Source organism: Acidovorax sp. LjRoot38, assembly GCF_964252975.1.
GTDB classification, from domain to species: domain Bacteria; phylum Pseudomonadota; class Gammaproteobacteria; order Burkholderiales; family Burkholderiaceae_C; genus Acidovorax; species Acidovorax facilis.
On sequence record NZ_CAXUPT020000004.1, the window covers coordinates 436,881 to 449,770 of the forward strand.

A 12,890-nucleotide genomic window follows, 5' to 3' on the forward strand; every position below is an offset into this window, starting at 1 on the left:
GATCTGTTGCTCGGCGGGCTACTTGAGCAAACCGAGCGACAGGCTGGGGAACAGCGACAACATCACCAGCGCCACGCAGCTGATGATGAAAAACGGCAGCGTGACGATGAACATCTTTCCTGGCTTGGCCCCGGTGACGGCCGACGCGACAAAGAAGCTCAGGCCCACGGGCGGAGTCATCAGCCCCAGCACCAGGTTGACGACGATCACCACACCAAAGTGGCGCGGGTCAATGTGATAGACCTCGGTGGCAATCGGCAGCAGGATGGGGGCGGTCATGATGAGACCGGGGATGCCGTCGATCACCGTGCCGATGACCAGCAGGATCACGTTGGTGAGCAGCAAAAAGGTGACCGGATCGTGTGCCACGGTCTGCACCCAGGCGGCCACCATCTGCGGCACCTTGCCGTAGATCAGCAGCCACGAGAACACGGCCGCCGCCGCCACCAGAAACAGCACGATGGCCGAGTAAATGGCCGAGCGCAGCAGGATGGCGGGCATGGCGTTGAAGCGGAACTCCTTGGTCACATAGCGACCCACCAGCGCCGATACCAGCGCACCCACGGCGGCAGATTCGGTCGGGTTGGCCAGGCCACTGAGGATGGAGCCCACGATGATGATGGGGATCAGCAGCGTGGGGCTGGCCTGCACCACGGTGCGCGCGCGCTGGGCCAGCGTGCGCTTTTCGCTGCGCGGGTAGTTGTAGACAAAGCCCATGAGCGCGATCACGACAAAGAACAGCACGGTGAGCAGCACGCCGGGCAGGATGCCTGCAATCAGCATGTCGCCTACGGCCACCTGGGCCAGCACGCTGTAGACCACAAACATCACCGAGGGCGGAATGATGGGCCCCAGCATGCCGCCATACACCGTGAGGCCGGCTGCAAAGGTCTTGTCGTAGCCCTGCTTTTCCATCTCGGGCACCATCACCTGCGACATGATGGCCACCTGCGCCGTGGCGGAGCCGATGATGGACGACACCAGCATGTTGGCCAGGATGTTCACATAGGCCAGCCCGCCTTTGACCGAGCCGACAAAGGCCATGGCCAGGTCCACCAGCCGCCGCGTGATGCCGCCGCTGTTCATGATCTCGCCGATCAGGATGAACAGCGGAATCGCGATGAGCCCGTAGCTGTCCACTCCACCGAACATCTGCATCGGAAACGACTGGAACAGCACCGGGCTTCCGATGCTGACGATGTAGACCATGCCTGCCAGACACAGGCAGACCCCGATGGGCACACCCACCAGCAACGCGGCAAGGAAAAACAGGGTGGTGATCATGGTGGGGTCCTGGTGTAGAGGTCAGTCAGTTCACGGCGTCGGCGCTGACCACGTCGAAGCCTGAGTGCGTCACACGCTCTGCGACACCCATGTCTTCGAGCAGGTTGGCCAGTGCATGCAAACTGAAGGTGGCGGAGAAGATCGGCAGGATCAGCTGCAGCACCCAGGTGGGCCAGTTCAGCGTCTGGGTGCGCTCGGTGTAGATGAAGTTGAAGCTCTCGGCCGCAAACTCCTTGGCGTCAAAGCCGTAGCGCGCAATGCCGATGGGGTCCATCCACATCCAGCACATCGCCAGCATGGCCAGGCCAAACAGCAGCACGCCGCAGGTGGCTGCCACCTTGAACGCCTGGGCACCCCGCGCGCCGAGGTGGTCGGTCAGCATGGTCACGGCAAAGTCCATGCGCAGCCGCGTCATGACCGAGGCGCCCACAAAGGTCAGCCAGACCACCGTGTAGACCGCCGCCTCGTCCACCCAGTAGATCGGCATGCCGGTGTAGCGCGTGACCACGTTGAGCAGGATCAGCAGCACCAGCAACGTCATGAGGGCGGTGAGCAGGTGCCGCTCCATGCGCAGAACCTGCGTGGACAGCGCCAGCACCCAGCGGACGGGAGCGCGCGGCGCCGGAGATTGCGGGGCGGGTGGACTGTTGGGCGTGGGCATGATGGGGTTCCTGGGGAGGAGGGCGCGGCGATGAAAGAAAAAGCCTTGTACTTTTTAATATCTAACAAATATATTTAAAAGCAAGATGGATGCCTGCTGGGTGCGGGTAAGCCCTGAAAGGAAGGACGGGGGAAAACGGCTGCGCGCGCGTCAGCCCGAGGGAGTTGCGGGCCCGCGCTGAGCGCTGGTGGTGGGCGCGGGCGTGCAGGCGGCCAGCGTGCCAATGCGTGTGGGCGCCAGCAGATGCCGTGGGGGCGCAGGCGTCCAGCCAAACAGGTGCTGTGCGGCAGCGCCGCAAATGCGGCCCTGGCACGCGCCCATGCCGCAGCGGGTGTGGAGCTTGGCATCGATCCAGCCGTCGCGATCGGCCAGTGCAGCGTAGGGCACGTCTTCGCAGCGGCACACCAGGGTGCCGGGTTGCGCCAGGGTTTTGAGTGCTTTGTTCAGTGGAAAAGAAGCGTGCAGCGCCTGCGCAAAGCCCTCCCAGCGTGCCAGTTGCGGGCGCAGCGCCTGGGCCTGTTGCACCTGTCCCGCTGCCACATGTCCTGCCATGGCGCCCTGAACCAGTGCACGTTCGCTGCCGCCAAAGCCGGTGGCTTCACCCGCGGCGAACACACCGGGCACGCTGGTGCGCATGTGGGCATCGACAGCCAGGCCCTGGCCACCGCTGAGCGGCCCGCCCAGTGTGCAGCCCAGCATCTGTCCCAGGTGGGTGTTGGGCACCAGCCCGAACCCGCAGGCCACGCGGTCGCAAGCCATGGTTTCTTCGGCGTGTTGGCCTTTGCGCAGCCTCACTGTTTGCACCTGCGTGGTGCCTTGGACTTCCAGCACATGCCTGCTGGCGCGCAACTGTGCGTGAAGCAGCGTGAGGGCTTGCAACGCCTTGGCAGGCCAGCGCGGCAGTTGCGCTGCAAAGCCAGCGAGCGCGCTCCATGGCGCCTGCTCCGCCACGCGCACCACGGTGGCACCCGCTTTGTTGGCGGTGGCGGCAGCGGCCAGCAGCAGAGGGCCTGTGCCTGCAATGACGATGCGCTGGCCGCGCACGTCGAGCCCTGCCTTGATGAGGGCCTGCAAGGCGCCTGCACCCGTCACACCGGGCAACGTCCAGCCCGGAAATGGCAGCAGCAGCTCGCGGGCTCCGGTGCACAGGATGATGCGGTGGCTGTGCTGCGTCCAGCCCCGGTCTGCGTCTTCCAGCAGCAGGGTAGGGGCCTTGTCGCTGGGTTGGGAATCACCCAGGCCCACCACGCGGGTGCCAGGCAGCAGGCGGATGTTGGTGTGCCGGGCCAGCGCCGCGCGGTGCTGTTGCGCCAGGGCGGGCAAGACCACCTGGGGGCCGTCGCGCCAGATTTGCCCACCGGGCTGCGGGTTGTCGTCCACGATGGTGATCGCTGCCCCGCCGGGCGCGGCAGCGAGGGCAGCCGCCAAACCTGCGGGGCCCGCGCCGATGATGAGGATGTCGCAGCGCTCGTGCGCCGAGTGTTGCTCGGTCATGGGTGGGGTCACGGGCTGGTTCATGGTGTGGCGCTCCCGGGTGCTGTGCCGACATCGGTGTGAATCGACATGCCCTCGGTGCAGACCGTCTGGCACGCCAGGCGGGTGCGGCCGTGGATGCGGACCCTGCATTCGTGGCACACACCCATGCCACACAGCGGCGCCCGTGGCTCGCCAGTGATGGAAGTGCGCGTGGTGCCTGGAGTTTGCTGCGCCAGCGCGGCGGCGACGCTGGTCCCTGCGGGCACTTGCAGTGGTGTGCCATTCACCACGATGTGCACCAGGGCGGGTGTTCTGGATGCGGTCATGGTGTGCTCAGGCCTGCAAAGCGTGCAGGGGCATAGGGCGTGGGGTCGATCGCCGGGGTGCACCCTGCGATCTGGGCCGCCAGCAACTGCGCGGTGGCCGGGGCGGTGGTCACCCCCAGTCCTTCATGTCCCACGGCCAGCCACAGGTGCGGGTGTTCGGGGTGCGCGCCAATCAGCGGCAGGCTGTCAGGCGTGGCGGCGCGAAAGCCGGTCCAGGTGCGGATGGCGTTGAGGTCGGCCAAGCCTGGCAGGTAGTCGAGTGCCCGTTGCAGCATGCGCGCCATCACGGCGTTGTTGACGGCGAGGTCGGTGGTGTCGAACTCGCGCGACGAGCCGATCAGCAACTGCCCTGTGGGCCGGGGCTGCACGTTGAAGGCCACGGAGGTACCGTCGCTGTGGTGCGCTCTGGTGATGTAGCCCAGCTCCACCAGCTGGTGGTGCACGGTGCCTGGGTAGCGGTCGGTGATGACGAGGTGGCCCTTCTTGGGCCGCAACGGCAGGCCGGGGCACAGCTGCGGGGCCTGGATGCCGCCGGCCAGCACGATGGCGCCTGCGCTGCGCTGGCTTCCGTCGCGCAGGGTGACGGTGTGGCCGTCGATCTGCATCGCTTCAGCTTGCTCCAACACAAGGTGTCCGTGGGCTGCGGCCCGGTCCAGCAGCCACTGGGCTGCGCGCGGGGCGTAGACCACGCTATCCCCCTGCACCTTGAGCGCACCCGCCAGACCGGGGCGCAGTGCGGGTTCTGCGCGGGACAGGGCGGCCGCGTCGAGCATGTCGCAGGCGATTCCGTGTGCTTGCAGGGTGCTGCGTTTGTCATGGGCCGCCTGCAGCTCTGCATCGTTGGCGGCCAGCCAGAGCGTGCCGCAGGGCGTGAAAGCACAGCCCGCATCCATGTGGGGTGCCCAGGTGTGCCAGAGGTCCAGCGACGTCTGGCTCAGCGCCAGCTCGGCAGGGTTGTCATCCATCACCACCAGATGGCCCATGCCCGCCGCAGTGGCACCGCCGAGGCGCGCATCGATGACGCAGACCGACAACCCGGCCGACACCAGCGCATGGGCGCAGGCGGCACCCACGATGCCAGCGCCAATCACAAGGACATCGGTGTGTTGCATGGGGCGCGGGTGCAGCAGCAGGGTCGGGTTAAAGCCGGATGCCCCAGCCGAAGGGGTCCTTGTCTTCAATCAGCAAAGTAGCGTCGGCGCTCATGTGCGCGCGGCCCCGCAAGGTGGGGATGACCTTGCCATCGTCCTGCAGCGTGTAGCTGGCCTCGAACTGGCTGCCGATGATGCTGGCCTGGCGCCAGAGTGCGCCCGGTGCCAGCTTGCCGTCAGCCGCCAGGCAGGCCACCTTGGCGCTGGTGCCCGTGCCACAGGGCGAGCGGTCATAGGCCTTGCCGGGACACAGCACATAGTTACGGCTGTCGGCGGGGTCATCGGCCCGGTCGTCGTCGGCAAACAGCTCGATGTGGTCAATCTCGCCGCCGTTGTCGCCCCGAATGCCCTGGTCTTTGAGGGCTTGCTGCACGGCGCAGCTGTAGGCCATCAACGCCTCCAGGTTGTCACTGGCTACACGCTGGCCGTGGTCTGAGATCAGGAAGAACCAGTTGCCGCCCCAGGCCACATCGCCCACCACGCGGCCGTAGCCGGGCACATCCACCGCCAGTTGATGGTGCAGGCGGTAGGCCGGCACGTTGCGCACGCTGACAGAGCCATCGGTGTGCAGGGTGGTGGTTACGGTGCCCACCGGGGTTTCGATGCGGTGCTCGCCAGGGGTGATGCGGCCCAGGTAGGCGAGCGATGCGATCAGCCCGATGGTGCCGTGGCCACACATGCCCAGGTAGCCGCTGTTGTTGAAGAAGATCACGCCCGCTGCATTGGCCGGGTCTTGCGGCGCGCAGAGCAGCGCCCCCACCACCACATCGCTGCCACGCGGTTCCAGCACGGTGGCGGCCCGCCAGGCATCGTGGCGCTCGGCCAGCAGCGCACGCCGTTCGGCCATGGTGCCAGTGCCCAGGTCCGGAAAACCGTCGATGACAAGCCGGGTCGGCTCGCCGCCCGTGTGGGAGTCGATCACGTGGATGCGTTGCATGGTGCTGTGGTGGTGGAGTAGGGCGCTCAGTGTCTCAGGCTACAGATTGGTATTTTGTGGGGCGTGTGGCCAGGGCCTTGCGCACCACGCTCTCCACAAACGCACGTTCTTCGCCCACCAGGGGCAGGCGGGGGCGGCGCATGTGTTCGGTGCCCACACCCACCAGTGCGTCGATGAGCTTGAGGTTCTGCACGAGCTTGTTGGACACATCCAGGTGCAGCATAGGCGTCATCCACTGGTAGAGCGGCAGCGCCTCGGCAAATTTACCCGCTTTCATCAGGTCGTACAGCGCCACGGTCTCGCGCGGGAAGGCGCAGCCCACGCCGGCCAGCAGGCCGTCGCAGCCCAGGGCCAGGCCTTCGTAAGCCAGGTCGTCCACGCCCAGGAAGAGCTGGTAGCGGTCGCCCACAGTGTTGCGCAGGTCGGTGATGCGGCGGATGTCGCCGGTGCTTTCCTTGATGGCGGCGATCCACTCGCAGTCGGCCAGCTCCACCATGTGCTCGGGTTTCAGGTCCACGCGGTAGGCCACAGGGTTGTTGTAGACCATGAGGGGGCGCTGGGCGGCGCCCGCCATGGCGCGCACATTGGCCATGGCCTCGCGGGCATCGGCCACGTAGATCACCGAGGGCATGACCATGTAGCCGGCCACACCGAGCTTGTTACCGCCGTCGATGTAGCGCAGGGCCTCGCGGGTGCTGGTTTCGGACACGTTGGCGAGCACGGGTACGCGGCCGTCAGCGGCTTCGAGGGCGATCTTGGCAACCTGGAGCTTTTCTTCCAGCGTGAGGGTGCTGGCCTCGCCGAGAGAACCGCAGGTGACCAGCCCGTGGATGCCGTTGCGGATCTGAAAGTCGATGTGGCGGGCTGTGCCCTCGGCGTCGATGGACTCGTCGGCGTGGAACTTGGTGGTGATGGCGGGGAAGATGCCTTGCCAGCGGGGTTGTGGGTTCACGAGGGGCTCCTTGGATGAGTGGGAGGGTTTCAGTTACTAATATATTAACAAGATATTTAAAGCGCGCAAGCGAATTTTTCCGCATCCGTTGGCGCATGGAGTGGGGGCGTCTATCCCCGCCCTGTCGCCCTCCCGCCACGGACCGCCAGCCTGCAAACCTATAATGAAAGGTTGGTCCCCATAGGGGCAGCGACAGGCAGCGCGCAGGCGCGGGTCCTGCGGCCTGCCTGCTGCGTGCAACCACTCCACAACACCATGAGCACTCCCACTTTTTCTGTCGCTGACATCCGCAAGTCCTTCCTGGACTTCTTCGTCTCCAAGGGCCACACCGTGGTGCCGTCGAGCCCCCTGGTGCCCGGCAACGATCCCACGCTGATGTTCACCAACTCGGGCATGGTGCAGTTCAAGGACGTGTTCCTGGGCACCGACAAGCGCTCGTACAACCGGGCGGTGTCGGTTCAGGCCTGCCTGCGTGCGGGTGGCAAGCACAACGACCTGGAAAACGTGGGCTACACCGCGCGCCACCACACCTTCTTTGAGATGCTGGGCAACTGGTCGTTTGGCGACTACTTCAAGCGCGAATCGCTCAAGTGGGCCTGGGAGCTGCTGACCGAGGTCTACAAGCTGCCGCCAGAGCGTCTGCTGGCCACGGTCTACCAGGAAGACGATGAGGCCTACGACATCTGGACCAAGGAAATCGGCTTGCCACCCGAGCGCGTGATCCGCATCGGCGACAACAAGGGCGGCCGCTACAAGTCCGACAACTTCTGGATGATGGCCGACACCGGCCCCTGCGGCCCCTGCAGCGAAATCTTCTATGACCACGGCCCGCACATTGCGGGTGGCCCTCCCGGCAGCCCCGATGAAGACGGCGACCGCTTCATCGAGATCTGGAACAACGTGTTCATGCAGTTCAACATGGACGAAACCGGCGCCGTCACGCCGCTGCCCGCGCCCTGCGTGGACACCGGCATGGGCCTGGAGCGCCTGGCCGCCATCCTGCAGCACGTGCACAGCAACTACGAGATCGACCTGTTCGACGCGCTCATCAAGGCCGCTGGCCGTGAGACCGGCGTGACGGACCTGAACAACAAGAGCCTGCGCGTGATCGCTGACCACATCCGCGCCACAGCGTTTTTGGTGAGCGACGGTGTGATCCCCAGCAACGAAGGCCGTGGCTACGTGCAGCGCCGCATCGTGCGCCGGGCCATCCGCCACGGCTACAAGCTGGGCAAGAAGACGCCGTTCTTCCACAAGCTGGTGGCCGACCTGGTGCGCCTGATGGGCGATGCTTACCCATCCCTGCGCGAGCAGGAACAGCGCATCACCGAGGTGCTCAAGGTGGAAGAAGAGCGCTTCTTCGAGACGCTGGCCAACGGCATGGAAATCCTGGACGCTACCCTGGACGGCGGTGCCAAGGTGCTGCCCGGCGACGTGGCCTTCAAGCTGCACGACACCTACGGCTTCCCGCTCGACCTGACCAATGACGTCTGCCGCGAGCGCGACGTGGAAGTGGACGAGGCCGGCTTCAAGACCGCCATGGAAAAGCAGAAGGCCCAGGCCCGCGCGGCCGGCAAGTTCAAGATGGACAAGGCGCTGGAGTACACCGGTGCCGCCAACCAGTTCACGGGCTACGAACAGCTCGCAGAGACTGCAAAAATCGTAGCAATCTATGTAGATGGAACAAGCGCTGCGGCCCTGAAAGCCGGCCAAAACGGTGTGGTGGTGCTGGACACCACCCCGTTCTATGCCGAAAGCGGCGGCCAGGTGGGCGACGAAGGTGTCATCACCAGCGGGTCGGCACGCTTTGCGGTGGGTGACACGCTCAAGATCAAAGCCGATGTGTTTGGCCACCACGGCACGCTCGAAGAGGGCACGCTGAACGTGGGCGACACCGTGCAGGCCCAGGTCAACACCGCCGTGCGCGCTGCCACCATGCGCAACCACTCGGTCACGCACATCATGCACAAGGCCCTGCGCGAAGTGCTGGGCAGCCATGTGCAGCAAAAGGGTAGCTTGGTCAATGCCGACCGCACGCGTTTTGACTTCACGCACAACGGAGCCGTGACGGCGGCCGAGATCCGCGAGATTGAGCGCCGCGTCAACGAAGAAATCCTGGCCAACCAGCCCACGCAAGCGCGCGTGATGGACATCGAGTCGGCCCAGAAGACCGGCGCCATGATGCTGTTTGGCGAGAAGTACGGCGAAACCGTGCGCGTGCTGGACATCGGCACCAGCCGTGAACTGTGCGGCGGCACGCACGTGCAGCGCACGGGCGACATCGGCCTGTTCAAGGTGGTGGGCGAGGGCGGGGTGGCTGCTGGCATCCGCCGCATTGAGGCCGTGACCGGCGCCAACGCACTGGCGTACTTGCAGAACCTGGAAGACACCGTAAACCAGGCCGCCAGCACGCTCAAGGCGCCGGTGGCCGAGCTCAACGGCCGCATCAGCCAGGCGCTGGACAACGCCCGCGCGCTCGAAAAGGAAGTGGCTGCCTTGAAGGGTAAGCTGGCCTCCAGCCAGGGCGACGAGTTGGTGAATCAGGCCGTGGATGTGAAGGGCCTCAAGGTTCTGGCTGCCGCGCTGCCGGGTGCCGACGCCAAGACCCTGCGCGACACCATGGACAAGCTCAAGGACAAGCTCAAGACCGCTGCCATCGTGCTGGCCGCCGTGGATGGCGACAAGGTGCAGATCGCTGCAGGCGTGACGGCCGACAGCGTGGGCAAGGTCAAGGCCGGCGAGCTGGTCAACTTTGTGGCCCAGCAAGTGGGTGGCAAAGGCGGCGGCAAGCCCGACATGGCCATGGCCGGCGGCACCGATGCCTCCAAGCTGCCGGCGGCGCTGGCTTCGGTGACAGGCTGGGTCACGCAGCAACTGGGCTGATGTACCGGTCACCATAGCGGCACCAGCCGCTGTGGTGTGGCAGCCATTTCTGCCAAAAATAGGGTGACGGAAAACCGGCTTTCCCCCTACATTCAAGCGCATGGACCCCCTGCGCGAAAGTCCGCAAGAGCCGGTGCCCGCCCACGGCACCCGTTCCGGTCCGCCTGATTCGGGAGGGGCCGAACTGCCCTGGTGGCGGCGCATCACCGTTCCGTTCGAGGTGGTGATTGCCTCGGTGGTGGTATCTGCCATGCTGCTGCTCACGGTGCTCTTGGTCTACCAGGTAGGCACCAGCGCGCGGCAGGCCATCATCGCGGCGTCGGACGACAGTGCGCAGCACATCAGCCTGTTGATCAGCGAGCGGGTGCACCATATCGTCGACCCGGCGGATGCCACGCTGCGGCTGCTGGCGTTTGATCCCATTGCTTCGGCCACCACCCTCCAGGCGCGGCTGCGCCGCCTGCCGGTGTTTGTGCGCCTGCTGGAGCAGAACGCTTTGCTGTCGGCGGTCTTCATCGGGTATTCCGACGGGCAGTTTTTGCTCATGCGTCCGCTGCGCAACGCTGCGCTGCGGGCACGGCTTCAGGCGCCTGCGGAGGCTGCATTCCTGGTGCAGTCGATGGCGCGGGAGCGCAGCGCGGCGGGTCTGATGGGCCTGGTGGGGCGCTGGAACTATTACGACGCACAGCTGCGTCTCATCGATTCCTCCGTGCGTCCCGGCTACCGCTATGACCCCCGGTCCCGCCCGTGGTATGCCGAGGCGGCTGAGAAAAACACGCAGGTCCTCACTGCCCCCTATGTGTTTTTCACCACGCAGGAGGTCGGCGTTACGCTGAGCCAGCCCAGCGAAGACGGCCGTGCTGTGATCGGCCTGGATGTTGCGCTCACCGACCTGGGCCGCGAGATCGGCGAGCTGCGGCTGATGCCGCGCACCGAGATCGCTGTGGTGGACCAGGACCAGCGCGTGCTGGCCTACCCGGACATGTCCCGCGTGCTGGTGCGTGAGGATGGCGACCAGCCCAGCCTCAAGCTGCGCACACTCGACGGCCTGGGGGTGCCAAGCCTGCAGGCCCTGCACAGCTTGGACATGAAAGAGGGGCCTTCGCGCCGCTTTGTGGCAGGTGGCGAGGAGTGGCTGGCCAAGGTCATGTCACTCAAGTCGCAGCGCTGGGAGGGGCTGCACATCCTGATGGCCATTCCCACCCGGGAACTGCTGGCGGATGTGAACCAAAACTTGCAGCGCCAGGTATGGCTGTCCCTGGGGCTCATCGCGCTGATGCTGCCTTTTGGGTGGTTGGCCGGGAGGCGTGTGGGGCGCAGCCTGTCGGGGCTGGCCACGCAGGCGCAGGCCTTGGCACGGTTTGATTTCCGGCGGCCGACACAACACCACATGTCGCGCGTGCGCGAGGTGCGCGCACTGGGTCAGGTGATGGACCGCATGTCCGACACCATCCAGGAGTTCCTGCACATCACGCACCACATCAGCGCCGAGTCGCGCCTGGACCTCATGCTGTCGAGCGTGCTCTACGAGCTGGTGCGCGCCACCAGCTGCACCGGCGGTGCGGTGTACCTGGTAGAGGCTCAGCGCGCGGGCCTGCTGCGCACGGCAAGGTATTGCGAAGATCCTGAGCACCAGTCGCTCTACCCGGAGCACCTGCCCATGGTGTTTTTCATCAACCCTGCCGAGCCGCACGACGGCGACCAGCACCCTGATGACGACCAGGCCACGCCCCAGCGCGTGCTGCGCGTGCAGCTACGCACGCGCGATGGCCAACCGCTGGGCCTGCTGGTGCTGCGCTACCGTGCGGACCAGCAGCAGGACGATGTCCACTTCCGGGCGTTTGTCGAGAAACTCTCGGGCACGTTGTCGGTCGCCATCGAGACGCGCAGTTTGATCGAAGGGCAAAAGAAGCTGTTCGATGCCGTCATCCGCCTGCTGGCGGACGCGATCGACGCCAAGAGCCCTTACACCGGCGGCCACTGCGAGCGGGTGCCCCAGTTGGCGGAATCCCTGATGCAGCGCCTGTGTGAGGCCGAGGAAGGTCCATTTGCCCACGTCGCCATGACGGATGCCGAGCGCTACGAATTCCGCCTGGGCGCGTGGCTGCACGACTGTGGCAAGGTCACCAGCCCCGAGCACATCATCGACAAGGCGACCAAGCTGGAGGCGCTTTACAACCGCATCCATGAGGTGCGCATGCGCTTTGAGGTGCTGTGGCGCGACGCGGAGCTGGACTACTGGAAGCAGCACGTGTCCGGCGTGGACCCGGTGCGGCTGCAGCGCGAGCTTTTGCAGCAGCGCGACCGCCTGCAGGAAGAATTTGCCTTTGTGGCCCGCAGCAATGTGGGCGGTGAGTTCATGGCCGATGCCGACATCAAGCGGCTGGCCACCATCGGGCGCCAGGTGTGGCAGCGGCATTTTGATGACCGGCTGGGCTTGTCAGCAGCCGAATTGGGGCGGCTGGCGAATGTGCCGACGCGCCCCTTGCCCGCCAATGAGCCCCTGCTGGCAGATCGGCCTGAACACATCGTACCCTGGGGTGCCCGCAAACCGCCGGTGGAGGTTGGCAACCCGGCCAACCTGTGGAGCTTTGACATGGTGCTGCCACCGCAACAAGCCCACCTCGGCGAGCTGCACAATCTGTCGATCCAGCGCGGCACGCTCACTGCAGAAGACCGTTTCAAGATCAACGATCACATCGTGCAGACCATCGTCATGCTCAGCGGCCTGCCGTTCCCGCCGCATCTGGCGCGCGTACCGTCGATTGCGGGCTCGCACCATGAAAAACTGGACGGTACGGGCTACCCCCGGCGCCTGAAGGCTTCAGAGCTGACGCTGGCAGACAGGGTGATGACACTGGCCGATATCTTCGAGGCCTTGACGGCGGCAGACCGGCCCTACAAGCCGCCCAAGACTTTGTCGGAATCGCTCAAGATCATGGGCCACATGGTGCGCGAACGCCATATCGATGCCGAGGTGTTCCGCTTCTTCCTGCGCAGCGGGGTCTGGCGTGAGTATGCGGAGCAGTTCTTGCCTGCTGCGCAGCGGGACGCAGTGGATGTGGAGGCGATCCTGGAGTCGTTGAGCCAATGAGCCAATGAGCCAATGAGCCAATGAGCCAATGAGCCAATGAGCCAATGAGCCAATGAGCCAATGAGCCAATGAGCCAATGAGCCAATGAGCCAATGCGCTGGAGGCGGGCATTGGTGCCCTTTCGCT

9 protein-coding genes are annotated in these 12,890 nt (G+C 65.5%); 2 read left to right on the plus strand and 7 right to left on the minus strand.

Translation table 11 applies throughout. From position 1 onward, the window contains the following. Nucleotides 1–18: 18 nt before the first annotated feature. The 7 genes from ACSQ22_RS09715 to ACSQ22_RS09745 all read right to left on the minus strand — a co-directional run bounded on the left by ACSQ22_RS09715 (nucleotide 19) and on the right by ACSQ22_RS09745 (nucleotide 6,787). Nucleotides 19–1,284 carry a TRAP transporter large permease gene (locus ACSQ22_RS09715; RefSeq protein WP_121419988.1) on the minus strand — a complete coding sequence of 422 codons (1,266 nt, stop codon included), beginning with the start codon at nucleotides 1,282–1,284 and terminating at the stop codon, nucleotides 19–21. Nucleotides 1,285–1,309: 25 nt separating this feature from the next. Then, entirely contained in the window at nucleotides 1,310–1,945 is a 636-nt protein-coding gene (locus tag ACSQ22_RS09720; protein ID WP_436130169.1) for a TRAP transporter small permease, read from the minus strand. A gap of 150 nt (nucleotides 1,946–2,095) precedes the next feature. After that, complete coding sequence (locus tag ACSQ22_RS09725; protein ID WP_436130170.1) at nucleotides 2,096–3,463, minus strand: FAD-dependent oxidoreductase; 1,368 nt, start codon at nucleotides 3,461–3,463, stop codon at nucleotides 2,096–2,098. After that, nucleotides 3,460–3,747: a (2Fe-2S)-binding protein gene (locus ACSQ22_RS09730; protein WP_199731199.1), complete on the minus strand. Its 288-nt coding sequence runs from the start codon at nucleotides 3,745–3,747 to the stop codon at nucleotides 3,460–3,462. The genes ACSQ22_RS09725 and ACSQ22_RS09730 overlap by 4 nt, the downstream gene beginning before the upstream one ends. Continuing rightward, nucleotides 3,744–4,859, minus strand: coding sequence for an NAD(P)/FAD-dependent oxidoreductase (locus ACSQ22_RS09735; RefSeq protein ID WP_436130171.1), 1,116 nt, complete (start codon nucleotides 4,857–4,859; stop codon nucleotides 3,744–3,746). Before ACSQ22_RS09735 ends, ACSQ22_RS09730 begins: the two co-directional genes overlap by 4 nt. A 28-nt stretch (nucleotides 4,860–4,887) precedes the next feature. Next, nucleotides 4,888–5,835, minus strand: a complete 948-nt coding sequence (locus ACSQ22_RS09740; protein WP_436130172.1) for a 4-hydroxyproline epimerase — start codon at nucleotides 5,833–5,835, stop codon at nucleotides 4,888–4,890. A 34-nt stretch (nucleotides 5,836–5,869) separates the two neighbouring features. Next, nucleotides 5,870–6,787, minus strand: coding sequence for a dihydrodipicolinate synthase family protein (locus ACSQ22_RS09745; RefSeq protein WP_010458555.1), 918 nt, complete (start codon nucleotides 6,785–6,787; stop codon nucleotides 5,870–5,872). Between the two features lie 255 nt (nucleotides 6,788–7,042). Here ACSQ22_RS09745 and alaS point away from each other — a divergent pair, with 255 nt between their 5' ends. After that, the gene (gene alaS, locus ACSQ22_RS09750; protein WP_436130173.1) at nucleotides 7,043–9,670 is read left to right on the plus strand and encodes an alanine--tRNA ligase; all 2,628 of its coding nucleotides are present in this window, start codon (nucleotides 7,043–7,045) and stop codon (nucleotides 9,668–9,670) included. A gap of 100 nt (nucleotides 9,671–9,770) precedes the next feature. Continuing rightward, nucleotides 9,771–12,764 carry an HD domain-containing phosphohydrolase gene (locus tag ACSQ22_RS09755; RefSeq protein ID WP_436130174.1) on the plus strand — a complete coding sequence of 998 codons (2,994 nt, stop codon included), beginning with the start codon at nucleotides 9,771–9,773 and terminating at the stop codon, nucleotides 12,762–12,764. Nucleotides 12,765–12,890 lie beyond the last annotated feature (126 nt).

What these genes read in the sequence shown, in the direction of transcription:
- ACSQ22_RS09715 (WP_121419988.1), bottom strand. Translation starts at nt 1,284, where the DNA reads ATGATCACCACCCTGTTTTTCCTTGCCGCGTTGCTGGTGGGTGTGCCC.
- ACSQ22_RS09720 (WP_436130169.1), bottom strand. Translation starts at nt 1,945, where the DNA reads ATGCCCACGCCCAACAGTCCACCCGCCCCGCAATCTCCGGCGCCGCGC.
- ACSQ22_RS09725 (WP_436130170.1), bottom strand. Translation starts at nt 3,463, where the DNA reads ATGAACCAGCCCGTGACCCCACCCATGACCGAGCAACACTCGGCGCAC.
- ACSQ22_RS09730 (WP_199731199.1), bottom strand. Translation starts at nt 3,747, where the DNA reads ATGACCGCATCCAGAACACCCGCCCTGGTGCACATCGTGGTGAATGGC.
- ACSQ22_RS09735 (WP_436130171.1), bottom strand. Translation starts at nt 4,859, where the DNA reads ATGCAACACACCGATGTCCTTGTGATTGGCGCTGGCATCGTGGGTGCC.
- ACSQ22_RS09740 (WP_436130172.1), bottom strand. Translation starts at nt 5,835, where the DNA reads ATGCAACGCATCCACGTGATCGACTCCCACACGGGCGGCGAGCCGACC.
- alaS (WP_436130173.1), top strand. Translation starts at nt 7,043, where the DNA reads ATGAGCACTCCCACTTTTTCTGTCGCTGACATCCGCAAGTCCTTCCTG.
- ACSQ22_RS09755 (WP_436130174.1), top strand. Translation starts at nt 9,771, where the DNA reads ATGGACCCCCTGCGCGAAAGTCCGCAAGAGCCGGTGCCCGCCCACGGC.